Annotated in this window: 21 protein-coding genes and 1 pseudogene; 11 read left to right on the top strand and 11 right to left on the bottom strand. The window is 63.0% G+C overall.

Annotated elements, in window-relative coordinates; all coding sequences use genetic code 11:
- Positions 1-4 precede the first annotated feature (4 nt).
- From Q0D44_RS14905 to Q0D44_RS14885, 5 genes are all read right to left on the bottom strand, one after another.
- Complete coding sequence (locus Q0D44_RS14905; protein WP_230189383.1) at positions 5-391, bottom strand: thioredoxin family protein; 387 nt, start codon at positions 389-391, stop codon at positions 5-7.
- A gap of 66 nt (positions 392-457) precedes the next feature.
- On the bottom strand, positions 458-1,180 hold the full coding sequence (locus tag Q0D44_RS14900; protein ID WP_230189382.1) for a DUF1223 domain-containing protein: 723 nt from the start codon (positions 1,178-1,180) through the stop codon (positions 458-460).
- 11 nt (positions 1,181-1,191) lie between these two features.
- Positions 1,192-1,329, bottom strand: coding sequence for a hypothetical protein (locus Q0D44_RS14895; RefSeq protein WP_230189381.1), 138 nt, complete (start codon positions 1,327-1,329; stop codon positions 1,192-1,194).
- A gap of 189 nt (positions 1,330-1,518) precedes the next feature.
- Positions 1,519-2,484, bottom strand: a complete 966-nt coding sequence (locus Q0D44_RS14890; protein ID WP_230189380.1) for a carbon-nitrogen hydrolase family protein — start codon at positions 2,482-2,484, stop codon at positions 1,519-1,521.
- A 203-nt stretch (positions 2,485-2,687) separates the two neighbouring features.
- Positions 2,688-3,170, bottom strand: coding sequence for a MarR family transcriptional regulator (locus Q0D44_RS14885; RefSeq protein WP_294137637.1), 483 nt, complete (start codon positions 3,168-3,170; stop codon positions 2,688-2,690).
- A 280-nt stretch (positions 3,171-3,450) separates the two neighbouring features.
- Between Q0D44_RS14885 and Q0D44_RS14880 the strand changes: the two genes are divergently transcribed.
- From Q0D44_RS14880 to Q0D44_RS14845, 8 genes are all read left to right on the top strand, one after another.
- The gene (locus tag Q0D44_RS14880; RefSeq protein WP_230189378.1) at positions 3,451-3,936 is read left to right on the top strand and encodes a DUF417 family protein; all 486 of its coding nucleotides are present in this window, start codon (positions 3,451-3,453) and stop codon (positions 3,934-3,936) included.
- Positions 3,937-4,258: 322 nt separating this feature from the next.
- Positions 4,259-4,906 carry a DUF1109 domain-containing protein gene (locus tag Q0D44_RS14875; RefSeq protein WP_230189377.1) on the top strand — a complete coding sequence of 216 codons (648 nt, stop codon included), beginning with the start codon at positions 4,259-4,261 and terminating at the stop codon, positions 4,904-4,906.
- 168 nt (positions 4,907-5,074) lie between these two features.
- Positions 5,075-5,902, top strand: coding sequence for a DUF692 domain-containing protein (locus tag Q0D44_RS14870; RefSeq protein ID WP_230189479.1), 828 nt, complete (start codon positions 5,075-5,077; stop codon positions 5,900-5,902).
- Complete coding sequence (locus Q0D44_RS14865; RefSeq protein WP_230189376.1) at positions 5,899-6,645, top strand: DNA-binding domain-containing protein; 747 nt, start codon at positions 5,899-5,901, stop codon at positions 6,643-6,645. Before Q0D44_RS14870 ends, Q0D44_RS14865 begins: the two co-directional genes overlap by 4 nt.
- A gap of 28 nt (positions 6,646-6,673) precedes the next feature.
- The gene (locus Q0D44_RS14860; protein ID WP_230189375.1) at positions 6,674-7,378 is read left to right on the top strand and encodes a glutathione S-transferase C-terminal domain-containing protein; all 705 of its coding nucleotides are present in this window, start codon (positions 6,674-6,676) and stop codon (positions 7,376-7,378) included.
- 10 nt (positions 7,379-7,388) lie between these two features.
- Positions 7,389-8,195 (top strand): SDR family oxidoreductase, encoded by an 807-nt coding sequence (locus Q0D44_RS14855; protein ID WP_230189374.1) that lies wholly within the window; start codon positions 7,389-7,391, stop codon positions 8,193-8,195.
- A 17-nt stretch (positions 8,196-8,212) separates the two neighbouring features.
- Positions 8,213-9,055, top strand: coding sequence for a dienelactone hydrolase family protein (locus Q0D44_RS14850; protein ID WP_230189373.1), 843 nt, complete (start codon positions 8,213-8,215; stop codon positions 9,053-9,055).
- Complete coding sequence (locus Q0D44_RS14845) at positions 9,052-9,486, top strand: hypothetical protein (RefSeq protein ID WP_230189372.1); 435 nt, start codon at positions 9,052-9,054, stop codon at positions 9,484-9,486. Before Q0D44_RS14850 ends, Q0D44_RS14845 begins: the two co-directional genes overlap by 4 nt.
- A gap of 169 nt (positions 9,487-9,655) precedes the next feature.
- Here Q0D44_RS14845 and msrA read toward each other — a convergent pair whose 3' ends face one another.
- On the bottom strand, positions 9,656-10,324 hold the full coding sequence (msrA, locus tag Q0D44_RS14840; protein WP_230189371.1) for a peptide-methionine (S)-S-oxide reductase MsrA: 669 nt from the start codon (positions 10,322-10,324) through the stop codon (positions 9,656-9,658).
- A 107-nt stretch (positions 10,325-10,431) separates the two neighbouring features.
- Here msrA and msrB point away from each other — a divergent pair, with 107 nt between their 5' ends.
- The 3 genes from msrB (at position 10,432) to Q0D44_RS14825 (ending at position 12,363) form a co-directional block, all read left to right on the top strand.
- Positions 10,432-10,944 carry a peptide-methionine (R)-S-oxide reductase MsrB gene (gene msrB / locus Q0D44_RS14835; protein ID WP_230189370.1) on the top strand — a complete coding sequence of 171 codons (513 nt, stop codon included), beginning with the start codon at positions 10,432-10,434 and terminating at the stop codon, positions 10,942-10,944.
- A 156-nt stretch (positions 10,945-11,100) separates the two neighbouring features.
- Positions 11,101-12,027 carry a LysR family transcriptional regulator gene (locus Q0D44_RS14830; RefSeq protein ID WP_230189369.1) on the top strand — a complete coding sequence of 309 codons (927 nt, stop codon included), beginning with the start codon at positions 11,101-11,103 and terminating at the stop codon, positions 12,025-12,027.
- A gap of 27 nt (positions 12,028-12,054) precedes the next feature.
- Positions 12,055-12,363 carry a hypothetical protein gene (locus Q0D44_RS14825; RefSeq protein WP_230189368.1) on the top strand — a complete coding sequence of 103 codons (309 nt, stop codon included), beginning with the start codon at positions 12,055-12,057 and terminating at the stop codon, positions 12,361-12,363.
- A 15-nt stretch (positions 12,364-12,378) separates the two neighbouring features.
- On the opposite strand, the gene Q0D44_RS14820 is transcribed toward Q0D44_RS14825, so the two are convergent.
- From Q0D44_RS14820 to Q0D44_RS14800, 5 genes and pseudogenes are all read right to left on the bottom strand, one after another.
- Positions 12,379-12,603: a DUF2274 domain-containing protein gene (locus Q0D44_RS14820; RefSeq protein WP_230189367.1), complete on the bottom strand. Its 225-nt coding sequence runs from the start codon at positions 12,601-12,603 to the stop codon at positions 12,379-12,381.
- Positions 12,600-13,823: a TrbI/VirB10 family protein gene (locus Q0D44_RS14815; RefSeq protein ID WP_230189366.1), complete on the bottom strand. Its 1,224-nt coding sequence runs from the start codon at positions 13,821-13,823 to the stop codon at positions 12,600-12,602. The genes Q0D44_RS14820 and Q0D44_RS14815 overlap by 4 nt, the downstream gene beginning before the upstream one ends.
- Positions 13,820-14,836, bottom strand: coding sequence for a P-type conjugative transfer protein TrbG (trbG, locus tag Q0D44_RS14810; protein ID WP_230189365.1), 1,017 nt, complete (start codon positions 14,834-14,836; stop codon positions 13,820-13,822). The genes Q0D44_RS14815 and trbG overlap by 4 nt, the downstream gene beginning before the upstream one ends.
- The gene (gene trbF, locus Q0D44_RS14805) at positions 14,833-15,516 is read right to left on the bottom strand and encodes a conjugal transfer protein TrbF (RefSeq protein WP_230189364.1); all 684 of its coding nucleotides are present in this window, start codon (positions 15,514-15,516) and stop codon (positions 14,833-14,835) included. Before trbF ends, trbG begins: the two co-directional genes overlap by 4 nt.
- Positions 15,517-15,519: 3 nt before the next feature.
- A pseudogene (locus Q0D44_RS14800) lies at positions 15,520-15,810 on the bottom strand (P-type conjugative transfer protein TrbL); the annotation flags it as partial.

The following is a 15,810-nucleotide window of genomic DNA, read 5'->3' as shown; positions in this document are numbered from 1 at the left end:
GGCGTCAGCGCAGAGGCTTTGCGGCGAACGCCTTCAGCTGCGCAGGATCCGTAATGCCGACGATCCTGCCGACTTCCCGGTTGCCTTTGTAGGCGATCAGCGTGCTTTGCTTGGTGATGCCGAGCAACTTCTTCTCAGCCCCCTGATTGTCATAGTCGAGGCGAAGGATGATCAGGTTCTTGTACGCGGGATCTTTCGCGAGCTTTTCGATCGTCGGCGCCTGGGCGCGGCAAGTTGGGCACCAAGGCGCAAAGGCGTCCACCAGAACAGGCTTGCCGGCCGCCTGAGCCGCCTTGAGCGCCGCTAGGCTGAATGGTCGAACCGGCTGGGCCTGAACGGGAGCAGCAATAACGATAAGCGCTGCAAGAGGCAGTACGCGAAGAAAGGTCATGATCGCAATTCCATGGTTGATTGGAGACGAGGAGAGCTTCGATCAGACTCTTGAAGAGGTTACAGCTCAGCTTGCCTTGGTTACGGCCAGCACCGGACCACCCCGACCCGCTTGCAGGAAGATGGCTGTAGCCAAACCGGGGGCGGCTGGGGGAAGAGCGAAGCTGATCGCTCTACCATCCCAGTGCCCGATCCTCACCAGCCGACGAACGATGTTGCGATGCGGGAGGGTCCGACCTCCATTCTCACCGGCCCTAATCGGAACCTGAACCGTTCGCGGGTCATAGTTGGCGATCCAGACATCCGCACCGCCGGCCGGCGCGCGGCCGGCGCCAACACTAGCCTTGCCGTTCGCGATGGCGAGCGGAGGTCCGTCGCTGCGCGCTGTGCGGATCGATGCGTCGAGTTCGCTTCGGCTGTTGCCGACGATCGTCTTCGTGCCATTGATCCAGACCTGAGGTGTCGCAACATTGCCAAGACGGTTGTAGCGTGAATAATCCCACTGGCGCTGCGTGAATTGCGGCGTTGCAAAACTGTCGCGCCAGCCGAGATAGTCCCAGTAGGTGACACCGAACGACAGAGCCACGACATCGGGGCGGTCGGCCAGAGCATTCACGTTGGCGTTGGCCGGTGGGCAACTCGAACAACCCTGGCTCTGATAGAGTTCGACCAGAACGGGACCGCCGCGCCGCGCTGGAACCGCCTGAGCATCCCCGCGACCGGACTCGATCAAGCCCATGACGCCCGCGCCAAAGGCGAGCACGCCGAGAATCAGCGCTGGAGCGCGCATCACGGTTCCTTTCAGTAGCCCGGCATCGCGCCCATTATGGCGCCTGCGATTGTGATCGTGCCGATAGTGAGCATGGCGATGAGCGCCACGCCGGAGCCGATGACCGGGAGCGCGCCGGAAAATGCCGCCTGGGTGGTATTGGTCCGCACGATTTCGTTCCTCTCGGACATGTTGCTTGATGATTGGGAATTCGCCGCCATCGGCGCGGTGGTTACAGTTCGCCGACCAAGAAACTCCCTTGGAGCGCGTAATCCGCAACAAAGCAGCGGGCAGCGCGTGTAAAGAACGCAGCCGCGATCGACAGCGCCCGTTCCACCACTCGATCGCGGACGACTGTCTCAGTTAGTGAACCGCACGCCCGAGCGTTCTCGTGCATCGACATGCAGTTCGAAGATATCGGGCCTCGAATAATGGCCAGCGGTATCGAGATAGAGGCGCCCCTCGGCGAGCCTACCCGGATCGATCGTGGCGCTGAGCGTGGAAGGATCGCCGCTGGCCGCAACCACGATGATCGAGGTATCCGGGCCGATGATGGCGCTACCCCCCGATTTCAGCAGTTCGCGCTCCGCGGGGATCGCCTCCAATATTGAACGCGCGTCGGGTTCCGCAATGTCGAGGCTATCAAACCCGTCGAGCACATCGTCCCTGGTCAAAACCGTGCCCGCGGCCGCGACATAGCATTGGCCTTCGAAGGCATAGTGACGGCTCGCGAGGAGGTGGAGTTCCGTGACGGCGGGCCACAAAGCGAAATGCAACACCTCCCCATGTTGATGCCGCGCCGCTCTGGCGAGCGGCATCCAATGCTCCCAGCAGATAAGCGCACCGACAGGTCCGTGCGTTCCTGGCCAAGGCCTCAAGGTGCTGCCGTCAGCGGCCGCCCAAATCAGCCGCTCGTTATGCGTCGGCATGATCTTGCGGTGGATATCACGCCACCCGCTCGGGGTTGTGCGAACGACACTATTGTAGATGCTTGAGCCGCGTCGCTCCTGAATGCCCATCACGATCTCGACCGAAAGCTCAGCGGAGAGGTCGGCAAGCCGCGCGATTTCTGGCCCCTCCAAATCCGGGCAATTCGCAAACAATATTCGAAACAATGACTCCGCCGGGCGATGTCCCCAAAGCGCCGCGCCAGCGCTCTCATCCAGCCAAACGGGATAGCCGGGTAACCAGGCTTCCGGGAACACGACAATAGCAGCACCGCTTCGGGCCGCATCACGTATCAACACCTCGGCGCGGTCCATGCTGGCCGCAAGATTGAGGAAGACGGGCGGAGCCTGGACGATCGAGATAGAGAAATCCGTCACCGCGTCGCTCCCGTCCGGAAAAATGTGTGTGGCGGGAAGCGGGGGGGCATCTCCCGCCACACAGCGCCGCCTTCTTGACTCTTTTTACACGGCGCATTGGTTCATTCGCCCATAAGCAATCGGGGGTTACAGGAAGTCACGCCCGCCTCTGTGATTTCCTTAAATCAATCTGCTGCCCCACAGTCCCGACGCCTGGTGAAGAATCAGCCAGCGCTCCCTTCAACCCGTTCCTTCAATTCGGCGTCGATCGGACAGTTGGTGCAAGCATCGTGCTGGCACAGGCGGCAGATGCGATATGAATGGTCTGAATCGCGCAGACGGGAGCGGAGGACACGCTGAGACAATTCCGCCAATATAGCGATCTCATCTGCGCTCAGAACGTCAAGGCTGGACGCCAAGACTTCGCCCCTCGCTTCAAGAACGGCGGCGCAGGCCTGCTGCCCCGTTGGGGTTAGATAGAGCGAAACGGCGCGACCGTCGTCGGCATGCCCCCGTCTTTCGATCAGCCCTTCGGAGACGAGTCGATCGACGAGTCGAACAGTGCCTGCATGAGACAGTCCGACACCAGCGGAGAGCGTCCTGATCGAAAGGCCCGGTTCGTGATCCAAAAGAGCCAGCGCCGCGGCCATCGGGCCGGCCTCGGGTGCCTTGGACGCGACTGCACGGGCAATTTCGTCACCGATCATCAAGGCGAAGGCCCCGATCGTGTTCCTGTCACGGTTCGTATGCATCGCCCACATCTATATGCGCGGCGCATATAGACAAGCCTCAATCTGCAATATATGCGCGGCGCATATAATTCACGTACCGGAGCATGAACGCACGAGATCGCTCAATTCCACCGCGCTCCTCATTCGAGCGCCGCGACGAGCGGGATCGATCAATTGAAGCTGGACACCCACGGCGCAGTGGGGACGCGAAATCACACCAAGCACTTTCCAATTCGCATAAAGAAAGGACTGAAATATGAAAATTTTCGACGACTACGGCTTTCGGGTCGCGGAGCATGGCCGGAGTGACCTCGCCCTCCTGCGCTGGGCATTGGTCATTGTCTTCCTCTGGTTTGGCGGAATGAAATTCACCGCCTATGAGGCAAACGGAATCGCACCGTTCATCGACAACAGCCCCATCATGCACTGGCTCAACATGCTCGGCATCCAGGGGCAGAGCTATGCCATTGGCGTGATCGAACTTGCGACGGCGTGTGCCCTTGTTGCTGGAGCTTTCCATCCCACTTTTTCAGCACTCGGCGCGGCGATGTCGATTGCGACCTACGCCATAACGCTGACGTTCTTCGTGAGCACGCCCGGCGTGGCTGAGCAAACCGCCGGCGGTTTTCCCGCAATCTCGGCGGCGCCCGGCCAATTTCTATTGAAAGACGCCGTTCTTCTGGCTGCATCCCTCGTCTTGTTCGTAAACTCGGTCCAGCGGAAGGGATCAAGCGTCGCCTAACCAGGCTGCGGCTTGACGAGAGGCGAACTTGAGGAGACGGCAACATGCCATTTCAAGGCGGTGGCACGGCCACCGCCCTCTCCCGAACCAATAACGGGCCATGACCGGCGCCAAAAGTTCGCGCGAAGGCGTTCGGCGGACGTCAGGTGTAACCCTCTCCACCACTCTGTCGGGATTTTTCTCGCGAACATCCTCCGTTGCCTCTTGGATGCACGTCAGTCCCGGACCGACCCCAGCGTAACCGATTGCCTCGCGGTTCCGAATGTAGAGTCAAGACTCGCGGCGTGGAGGCCCGTCGACCGAGTGTTCGACGGAGCATTTGATGAATACCGAAGTGTTGATTGTGGAGCTTTCCAGGAATTTGCAGCCCGTGCCCCTGCATGGTCCGCGCGCCCTTTTGCGCCGGGGTTTAATTCGGGGTGCGGCCGTCGCGATGGTGCTGGTCTTGTTCTGGCCTTCGCTGGCCGTGCGTAGCGATTTGTCCGTAGCGGCCGTGACAATGGGCTTCTGGATGAAGCTGCTCTACACCGCCTCGATCGCGTCGCTCGGCTTTTTCGCTCTCGAACGATTGAGCCGGCCTGGCGCTCGCGACCTTCACTGGACGCGACTCTTGTGGCCACCCATCGCTCTGTTGGCATTGGTCACGTCCATCCAGCTGGCCATCGCCCCCGACGGAAATACTGCCTCCTTCTGGATGGGCTCGAGTTGGTTTCAGTGCCCGCTCTATGTGATGTTGTTATCGGTGCCGGTGTTCGTTGGGCTGGTGCGGGCGATGGCCCACCTTGCTCCGACGAGGCTTGAGGCCGCTGGCGCAGCTGCGGGATTGGTTGCTGGCGCCACTGGCGCTTCCATCTACGCTCTACACTGCGCCGAGACATCGCCTGGCTTCGTGCTGCTATGGTACTCGCTCGGCCTTGCCGCAGCGACGTTGGTCGGCGCCGCCGTCGGACCACGGCTCTTACGCTGGTAAGGCGGCGGGCCCGTCTCGCGCCCACCCCAATCGCATTGCGGCGCGAAACTTTCGGAGCAGGTGTAACCGCCAGACGCTACCACTCGTATTCCGTCATGTGCCGGGCTGTCCCTCCGTTCCGTCCGGGCCCGGCACACCGATCGGAGTAAGTCTGTGCCGGAAGAAACAATCGCGCCATTTCACGGCTTCGGGCTCGGCCTGCGGATTCCACACTTCCAGAATTATCTGACCGAGGCCGTTCCTGTCGATTTCATCGAGATCATCTCCGAGAATTTCATGGGGGCCGGCGGGCGCCCGATCCACGTTCTCGATGAGGTGCGCGATCGCTGGCCCGTTGCGATGCATGGCGTTTCAATGTCGATCGGTTCGGCTGACGGCATCCGTTCCGACTATCTTGCGCGCCTGAAAGCGCTGGCTGATCGAATCCAGCCATTATGGGTCTCCGATCATCTGAGCTGGTCGCGCGTTGGGGAGGTCAATTCCCATGACCTGCTCCCGCTGCCCTTCACCGAGGAAGCACTCAACACCGTTTGCGCGAACATCGAGCATGTCCAGGATGCGCTCGAACGTCCGCTGGTCCTCGAAAACCCCTCGACCTATCTGACCTTCGCCGACGACCAGATGACCGAATGGGCCTTCCTTGCCGAGATGACGAAACGGACGGGCTGCTACCTGCTACTCGACGTCAACAACATCTATGTGAGCGGAACGAACAACGGCTTTGACCCCTATGATTATCTGGCGGGCGTGCCGGCGGACCGTGTTCGGCAAATCCACCTCGCGGGCCACAGCCAGGGGCAAGGCCGGCTAATCGATACGCACGACGAGCCTGTTCCCGATCCAGTTTGGGATCTGTTCGCCCGGATTTATCCTCGTCTCGGACGCGTCGCCACTATGATCGAGCGCGACGACAACATTCCTCCGCTTCAGGATATGTTGGACGAGCTGGATGTTGCGCGCCGCATCGCAGGCGACGTCACGGCGGCCGCGGCATGACGCTTCTCGACCTTCAACGCGATTTCCTGGGATTCCTGTTGGATGAACCGAGCGACATTCCGGTTGCCGTTGGCGGGTCCAGTGGGCCGGGCCTTGCCGTCTATCACAACGCCTATGGTGGCCAGCTCGTAGAGTGCCTCAAAGACAGTTACGAACGCCTGTGGGCGTGGCTCGGAGACGAGGCGTTCGAAGCGGCTGCGCGCCGGCATATCGCCGCCCACCCGCCGCATAGCTGGACGCTCGCCGACTACGGCGTCAAATTCTCGGAGACAATGGCCGACCTTTACCCGGACGATCCTGAGGTCGCCGAAATCGCCGCGCTCGACTGGGCTTTGCGGCGCGCGTTCGACGGCCCCGACGCACCGGCCTTCGACCGGCAACAGCTCGCAGCGGTCGATTGGGATGAGGCGGTGATCGCATTCGTGCCGACGCTCACGTTGCTGCCCGTCAAGACCAACTGTGGCGCGATCTGGAACGCGATCGCCGCCGAAGAGGAAGTTCCGGCAGCCGAGTTGCTGCCCGAGCCGGGTTGGGTGCGTGTTTGGCGCGTCGGTCTTCAACCGCATTTCGCCTCGATCGAGACCGCTGAGATGGGCGCGATCCAGCTCGCATCGTCGGGCATGAGCTTTGCTCGCCTGTGCGACCGCCTGTCCGAAGAAATCGGCGTCGAAACGGCGGTCGATGCCGCCGGCCGCTATCTCGCGTCCTGGGTGCAAGACCAGATGATCGCAGACGTCCGGTGAGACTGTTTTGCATGAGGACCAAACCGAGATGATCCGCTTCTATTTTCACCCGACCCCGAACCCCTTGAAGGTCGCCCTGCTGCTCGAAGAGCTCGGCATCGGCTATGAGCTTGTGCCGGTCGATACCTTTAAGGGCGAACAGTGCGCGCCCTCCTTTCTCGCAATCAATCCGAACGGGAAAGTCCCGGCGATCGTCGACACCGAAGGCCCCGGCGGAGTTCCGACGGCGGTCTTCGATTCGACCGCGATCCTACTCTATCTCGCAGAAAAGCACGGTCAATTTCTTGGATCACCCGAGGATCGAGGGCAATTGCTCTCTTGGCTGTTTTTCGTGGCGTCGGGCCTTGGACCGTTTTCCGGCCAGGCGGTTCATTTCCAGCGCGCCGCGCCAGCGGGTCTGGACTATGCGCTCAACCGCTATCGGCGCGAAGCCGAGCGCCATTACCAGGTTCTCGACGATCACCTGCGCGATCGGACGTACATAGTCGGCGAGACCTACACGGTCGCGGATATGGCGGCCTGGGGATGGATCGAACGCGCCGGCTTCGTCTTCCCCGAATTCGACGAGCCCCTCAGTCGCTATCCCGATTTGGCCCGCTGGCATCGGCTGGTCAATGCGCGGCAGGCGGCGTGGCGTGCTCGCGATGTTGGGAGCGATCACGAATTCAAGCGCGAGTTCGACGAGCAAACGCTGCGCGCGCTCTTTCCCTCAAACTATGCTGCAGAAGGTTGAGGTGCCGGTCATGGACGTCGAAGGAAAACGGGTTCTCATCACTGGCGGGTCAAGCGGGATCGGGCTTGAATTGGCGCGTGGGCTTGCCGCGCGCGGTGCACGTCTGGTCATCGCTGCGTGCGGAGCAGCGCGCGTCGATGAAGCTGTCGGGGCTTTGAACGCATCAGGTGCGGAGGCTGCCGGCATCACTGCCGATGTCGCGACCCCGATAGGTCGCACGGCAGCCTTGCAGGGCGCGATCGAAGCATTCGGCGGGCTCGATATTCTCGTGAACAACGCCGGCGCGGTTCGCGCCGGTCGCCTTGATGCGATTGATGAAGAGGAGATCCGCGCCATGATCGAGGTGGATCTTGTTGCCCCTATCATGCTGACTCGCACGGCGTTGCCGTTGCTGCGAGCTGGTTCCGAGAGCATGATCGTTAACGTCTCTTCCGCGATCGCATTGGTCGCGATGCCGTTCTATGCGACCTATGCGGCGGTGAAGGCCGGTCTGTCGAGCTTTGGGGAGTCGCTGCGGCGCGAGCTCAATGGAGAAGGTGTTCGTGTGATGACGGTCTACCCCAGCGGCACCGATACCCCGATGATGGCGACGAACCAGGCGGGCCCAGAGATTGGATTCTCGCTGGAGCCAGCCGAAGCTGTCGCTGAAGCGATCATTGCAGGGATCAAGCATGACGCCATCAATGTGGTTCGTGGTGGTCCCGAAAGACAGGCCCTGATCGACCTGAACAGCAAGGATCCGATGGCGATCGACGCCCATTTTCTTGCGATCAAGGACGTCTTTGAGCGAGACGTACGCTCGCACTGCGCGCTGTGAACTGATGAGGAGCCCCCATGCTGACCAGGCCCGAAGGCTCATTGCCGGAAGACTTCCACCTGACGCGCCGGGCGGCCGCTGGTTTGTTCTTCGCCGGCTATGCTCTCGCGGCTTTCTCCGCGGAGGCCGCGCCGATCACGACACCTGAAGACGGGCTGATTATTGAGGGCGTAACGATTCCGAATGGCGCGTCCCAGCACTTACCGGCCTATGTCGCCCGGCCCGCCGGTCAGGCCCGACATGCCGCGATCATCGTCGTGAATGAAATCTTCGGAATCCACGATTATATCAAGGACATCTGCCGACGGTTGGCGCGTCTCGGTTATGTCGCGATCGCGCCCGATTTCTTCTACCGTTCGGGCGTCAATCTCCCGGCTATCGCCAACATCGAGCAGATCATCCCGATCGTCCGACAGGCGACACCCGACCAAGTCGACAACGATGTCGCAGCGACTTCGACGTGGCTGAAGGCTCAAGCGTTCGTCGAAGGCACGCGGATCGCGATCACTGGCTTCTGCTGGGGTGGCGCAGTCGTCTGGCGTGCTGCCATGGAAGATCCCGATATCAAGGCAGGCGTCGCCTGGTATGGACAGCTCAAGCCGCTGATCAGCCGTGCCGCAGAACTGAAGGCCCCGGTGTTAGGCCTGTACGGCGCGCTTGATCAGGGCATCCCCCAGGCCGATGTCGAAGCGATGCGCGCTGCGTTGCAAGCCGCCGGGAAAATGGGTTCGAATATCCACGTCTATCCCGACGCCCAGCATGGATTTCACGCCGACTATCGTTCGAGCTACAACAAAGGCGACGCGCGTGACGGATGGTCGCGGATGTTGGCACATTTCAAGGCAAACGGGGTGGTATGATGATCGATCGCTCGATTGACCCGACCGCTGATCAGGTACGCCAGTTGCGTGATGATGGACCGGACGGCCCCGTGACGATGGTCAACCTGCTGAAGTTCAAAGATCGGGCCGTCTATCCCGAAGACAGCGGGGAGCCGGCACGCTCGGGAAGCGAAGCCTATGCCCTGTACGAAAAGGCATTCAGCGTCACCGTCGGCACCGTCAGTCAGGCGAACATCATCTATAATGGCGATGTCGGGCTGGTTTTTATCGGCGAACCCGGCACGGCTCCGACTGACTGGGATCGGGTGCTGATCGTTCGCTATCCTTCGCGCGGGCATTTTCTCGCGATGATGCGCGACGAAACTTATCGCGCCGCGCTTGTTCACCGCTATGCAGCTATTGAACGAACCGTTCTCCTGCAATGCGGCACTGAGCTGGCCGCGCTGTAGATCCTTCTCAACATCGTAACTTTCGCAAGAGCGTTCATGGCCTCCGCTGGATTCGCAGCAGCTGGTGATGAAGGGCAAACGCTTGCTATCCGATGTGCGTGCGCCGGCTTCCGACGGAATTGTGGTCAACCGCGTCCTCCCGGTGGACCGGGAGGACGCGGTTCGTGGATCAGGCCTTCCAGTTCTCGGGGAAAATCCGTTTGAGCGCGTCGACCTTCGGCCGATCATTGACAATGATGTAGGGGTAGTTCGGGTTGCGGGCCATAAAGTCCTGGTGGTAGCCCTCCGCCGCAAAGAAGCCCCTCTGCTGCTCGAGGCGCGTGGCGATCGGCGCGGAAAAGACGCGAGCGGCGCTCAGCTGGCTGATGTAGGCACGCGCCACCCTCGTCTGGGCCGCCGATAGCGGGAACAAGGCGGTGCGATATTGGGTGCCTTCATCAGGCCCCTGTCGGTTCACTTGGGTTGGGTCGGCGACCACGGAGAAATAGATACGCAGCAACGTAGCGTAGTTCACCTGCCGAGGGTCGAACACGACCTTGACCGATTCCGCGTGGCCAGTCGCACCGCTCGAAACAGTCTCATATTGCGCGGTCGATGCCGAGCCACCGGCATATCCCGAAGTCGCGCTAACCACACCCTTCACATGGCTGAAGACACCTTCGACACCCCAAAAGCAGCCCCCGGCAAAGATCGCCGTCTCGCGATTTCCCCCAGGCGCCTCCTTCATGACCGCGACGGGAACCTTGATTGCGCTATTGCGAGCTTCGCTGGGCCTTATCGCAGCGGTCACGGCGACACCGGCGAACAATGTAACCGCAAGGGCAGTGGAACGTAACATGGACTCAAACTCCGGAAACATACCTCCAATCCGGCATTCGTTCGTGCCGCGACACAGGTTACACTCCTTCCTGTAACCATCCTGCCTTCGACTACGAATATGTCAGCATGGAACGATCGCTCGCTCAGCCTACTCGCCGCAAGCTCCTTGGGCTTGGCACAACTGCAGCCCTCGGCGCGCTCGCATGGCGGTTGATAGGCGCCGATGATGCCGCGGCTGTGGCGACCGTACCCGCCACATTTCGTCTCACCGACGCGGAATGGCGCAAGAGACTCTCTCCGCAGGCTTACGCCGTGCTCCGACGAGCATCGACCGAATACCCCTATACAAGTCCGCTCGATAAGGAGCACCGCAAAGGCACGTTCGCATGTGCTGGATGTGCGCTCCCGCTCTATTCGTCCGCGACTAAATTCGACAGTGGCACGGGCTGGCCGAGTTTTTACGACCACCTTCCTCACGCCATCGGCGAGCACCGCGACAATAGCCTTGGTGTGGAACGCACCGAGGTTCATTGTACACGATGCGCCGGTCATTTGGGACATGTCTTCAATGATGGCCCGAGACCGACCGGGCTTCGCTATTGCATGAACGGCGTAGCGATGACGTTCAAGCCAGCTTGAGCGGGCCATGACGGGCGCCAAATTAATTGTCGCCGGGCTCAGCCACCGAAGTTACCTCGAAGGCGGCTGCCTCTTCGTGCCTTGGCGAACCGCATTGGGATCGGGACGGCGCGCAATAGCAACAGCAATCTATGCCCCCTCTACGGTTGATTGCTGATGTCATTCAGCATTTGCCAGATACGACACGTCCTCGCCGCGGCCGATCACGGCAGCTTCTACAAAGCTGCCCGCGCATTGGGGATGGAACAGTCCACACTTAGCCGGGACGTTGCCAAACTAGAACGAATGATCGGAGTCCAAATTTTTGTGCGTTCGCGTGCAGGAATAAGTACGACAGGGGCCGGACGCGATTTTATTCGATGCGTTAGGCCAATGCTCGCGAATGCGGACAAGCTCGTAGCCATAATGCGTGCTGCTGGTCAGGGCCGCGCCGGCGACCTCGTTATCGGACATTATTGCTCGCTCTCGGCCGGCAACCTACGCGCGACCATGCTGGGTTGGCGCGGTGCGCATCCAGACGTCAATCTAGACGGGATAGAGGCAAACCGAGGTGCTTTGCTTGCTGGTCTCGATACCGGGGAGATCGACATTGCCATTATGGCGGGCGAAGCTGCCCATGATGGTTATCAGCGCGAAGCGTTCTGGAGCGAGCGCGTGATGGTAGCCCTGTCGTCGAGCCACCCTCTTGCAGAACGCGAGATCATCCATTGGACCGACCTTCGCAGCGAACGCTTCCTGCTCCCCGCAACAGACCCCGGTCCAGAAATTCGCGACATGCTACTCGGCCGCCTGTCGGTGGCGGGAATGCAGCCGGACGTCAGAATGCACCAGTCCGGTCATGGGACAATTCTTAGTGTGCTAGGCGACGGGCGCGGCCTCAGCATCATCTGCGAGGGTGGCTCCGGCACACAGTATCCCAATGTGGTCTATAGGCCCATGTACGGAGAACAAGGACCAGTGCTGATCTGCTATTCCGGATACTGGCGCGACGAAAATTGCAATCCCGCTTTGCGGCGATTTCTCCAATTCGTCAAAACACGCTATGCACTATCCTTCAAAATTTCTGAGAATTCAGTAGAATAGGGTTAGTTTTCGTTGGAGCGTAATGCCATGTCACAAGGCAAGCCACTTATCATTGTTCTGGTCGCGTTGGTCTTCGGATTTGCCGGAGGGTTCATCCTACGGCCGATCATCACGCCAGCGCCGCAAACGGCTGCGGTCGCCAGCCCAGCGACAGTTGCGCCGACATCGACAGAGGCGCGCGGCACACAGTATTTCGTGGCGCATGTCGATGAAGCGCGGCGGATCGTCGCCGGATGTCGCGATGGCTCAGTGCGCGGCGGCGAATGCGCCAGTGCCGAGCAAGCCGTGGCCGAAGTGGAAGGCCGCGAGCGCTTCAAGAAATTCATGGGCAACTGACGGCAGCGTGATGGCTCAGTCTTTCGCGCCGCCGCGACGCCGCGAAAACCCCCGGTCGCTTGCCATGAACTTCGCCAACATGGGTGAGACGAGCTTCTCGGGGGCGATGGCTTCCCCTCCCGTTTCGGCTGCGAGCGCAGCGGCGTAGGCGGCGAGATCGCGGTGAACGGCGGCGGGCAGTTCGACCGTCAGCTTCACCGGCCGATCATCGGCGAGAGGCCCCAGCTTCAATTTCGTCATCGTGCGCCTCCAGTGGGTTCCAATACGAGGTCGCGGGTCAGGATCACGCGCAAGGGGTGCCCCGGCCGAATGGTGAGTGTCGGCTGCACATTGAGCTGCCGCCGCACGATCTGCTGGCCGGTCTGGTTGATGGTGTCCTGCGAGCCGCGCCGAAGGGCACGGGTCAGGTCATCCTCACTGTCCGCGCCCAGCTCGGCGCCGACGCCGAGCAGCGTCGAGACGGCAGCGGCCTTGAGCAGGTTTCCCCAATGCTGATTGACGCGATCCTGTAGGCCGGCAAACCCGGCTCCGTCCGCGCCGGGCTGGCGCTCGAGAACGATCGAGCGGCCATCCGGCATGATGAGCCGGTCCCAGGCGAGCAGCACGCGGGTCTGCCCGGCGGCGATCTCGCTGTCATACTCCCCGATCAGCCGCGCGCCCTGCGGGATGAGCAGGATGCGCCCGGTCGGGCTGTCATAGACGTTGGCCGTCACCTGGGCCGTGATCTGGCCGGGCAGGTCGGAACGGACGCCGGTGATGAGCGCGGCGGGAATGATGCTGCCTGCCTGAACGATGTTGGGCGATGCCGGCGCCGTCAGTCGCTCGACGCTGACCGTGCGCTGGTTGGCCGCCTGCGCCATGAAAGCGCGCTTGGCGGCCTGATCGCTTTGCGCCGCCGTATCCCCTGCCGCTGGTGTCGCCGGGCTTGCCACGGCCAGGCTGGGCAAGGCCGGCGCGGCCGATGACGACGCTCCCCCGCCGCTGCCGAGAAAGACCGCGCTGGTGCGAGCCGCGTCCCGCTCCTGAGCGGCGCGCTGGCGGGCAGCTTCGGCGGCTTGGGCGCGCGGATCGGGCTGCGCGCCGACCGGCGGCACGGGCACGGGCACGGCATCGCCGCGCTGCTGCGCCGAGACGATCGGCCGGCCAAGATCGCCAGGTAGTGGCGGGCCAAGGCGCGGCGTTTGGCCGTAGTCCTTCGGCCCCGAGGTGATCGCGTCGGCCGTGGTCCGGCTGTCGGTATTGTAGAGTTCCTGAGCGGCCTTCTCGCCGGGCGGCCGTAGCGCGTAGATCAGCGAGCCGCCGATACCGAGACCCGCGGCGACGCCCATCACGGCCAGTGCCTTGCGCGACAGGCGCATGACGCGCGGCGGGTCGCCTCGGAGTTGGAAGGCTTGAGGATCGGAACGCGGCGCGCGCGTGGCGGGCGCTTCGGTCGAGGGAGTGTCGGCAGAATCGCTCACGGCCGCCGCCCCCGTCCATCGTCGCGCACGATGCGGACGCGCTGCTCACTGCGTTTGTCGCCGAGGCGCAGTTCGGCGGCGGCGAACAGGCGATCGACCACCATGTAGCGGCCCTGGACGCGGTAGTTGACCAGCTCGGCATCGCCGGCCGCGCCGGTCACGAACAGCGGCGGGATCTCGCCCTGCGAGATCCCGGCCGAAAACTCGATGAAGACCTGCTGGCCGTCGTCGAACGCGCGGGCGGGACGCCACGGCGCCCGATCGCCCTCGATGCGGTAGCGGAAGTTGAGAGCGGACACATCCACGCCCGTCGCCACTGGGGCGGCGGATGCGGCGGCGGCGTTCCGGCCCTGCAAGGCGATCAGCGCATCCTGCGGATAGGTCCAGCTCACCGACGCCATATAGGTCGCCGCCGTGGCGCGCAGCTCCAGATGATAGGTGCGCCGGTCGGTGTTGATGACGAGGTTCGTTGAAAGATCGGGCCGGGTGGGCTTCGCCAGGATATGCACGCGCGCCGTGGGACCGCTGCCGCTGATCGTATCGCCGATGATCCAGCGCACGGTGTCGCCGGCCGCGACCGGACCCGGCCCGACGAGCTGCTCACCTTCCTGCAAGGCGATGTCCGTGACCTGGCCGGGCGCGGAATAGACCTGATAGAGCGCGCCATCGGTCCAGGGATATTGCTGGATGGCGTTGAGGAACCCGTCGCGCACCGGCTGCACGCGCGCGGCGGCATTCGCCGCGCCCACGCGCCGGCGGGGATCGGACGGCTCCGGCGCGCGCGGCGTATCCGTCACCGGCTTTAGCTGGCCGGGAAGCGGCAGCGGCTCGGGGATCGTCACCACCTCGACCGGGCGTGGCGGTTCCGGCGCGGGCGTTGCCGTGATCGGCGCGGGCGGATCGTCATAGGCGATGGCGGGCGGCTTCGCCGATGTGGTGGCGCAGCCGGCGAGCGCCGATGCGGAAACGAGCAGCGCAGCGGACGCGGCGCGGCGGAACGGACTCGCGGTCATTGCGACAGCTCCTTCGACCAGTTGAGGGCATTGACGAAGACGCCGAGCGGATTCTTGCGCAGGGCATCGGGGGTGCGCGGCGGCTGCACGACGACGGTGAGGATCGCCGACCATCGTTCCGTCGCGGCAAGGCTGCCGTCCTGATAGCGGCGCTCGGTCCAGGCGACGCGGAAGCTGTCGGGCGAAGCGCGGATCACGCTCGATACGTCCACCGCGACCTGCACCTTGCCGACCTGCGCGAACGGATCGTTGGCGCGCGCATAGTCGTTGAGGAACAGCGCCCCCTTGTCGGTGGTGAAGTCGTAGGCGCGGAGCCAGTTCTGGCGGACGATGACGGGATCGGCGGGGATCGCGCGGACCTGCTCGATGAAGCGGGCGAGATGGAACGCGACCTGAGGATCGGTCGGGCGGTAGCCGCCCTCGGCCGGCGCGACCGCTTGGGCCTCGCCGAGCCGATCGACCTCAACCACCCAGGGCACGATATGCCCGCGGGCCGACTGCCAGACGAGGCCGCCAGCCAGGCCGCTCGATAGCGCCAGCGCGCCGAAGAAGGCGAGCCGCCAGTTCCTCGCCTGCACGCGAGACGAGCCGATCCGGTCGTCCCACACCTGCGCCGCGCGCTGGTAGGGAGTCGTCGGCTCCGGGGTTTGTCCGTATCGGATGCTGGGGCGTCGAAACATGGATCAATCCTTCTGGCTGAGATCGACGGACGATCCGCCGCCGCCGCCGTCGCCCGAGCGCAGCGTATGGGCGGCGACGGTCGCGCCGTGGGTCATGGTCTGGCGGCGTCTCATCGCGGCGGCCCAGGCGGGCGAGCCGCCGGAAGCCTCGGCCGCGGGCGCGGGGCTGCCGCCCGAAATGGCGCCGCCCGTCGCGGTGACGGCGGCACGGCCGCCCGAGCGGTAGCTGTCCTTGAGCGAAGCGGCGGCCTTGCGCAGCGGCGACATGGCTGCGCCGGCGGCCGCGCGGCCGAC

It is taken from the genome of Sphingobium sp. (assembly GCA_023266575.1).
Taxonomy (GTDB): domain Bacteria; phylum Pseudomonadota; class Alphaproteobacteria; order Sphingomonadales; family Sphingomonadaceae; genus Sphingobium.
This window is presented reverse-complemented; position numbering and strand designations above follow the sequence as displayed.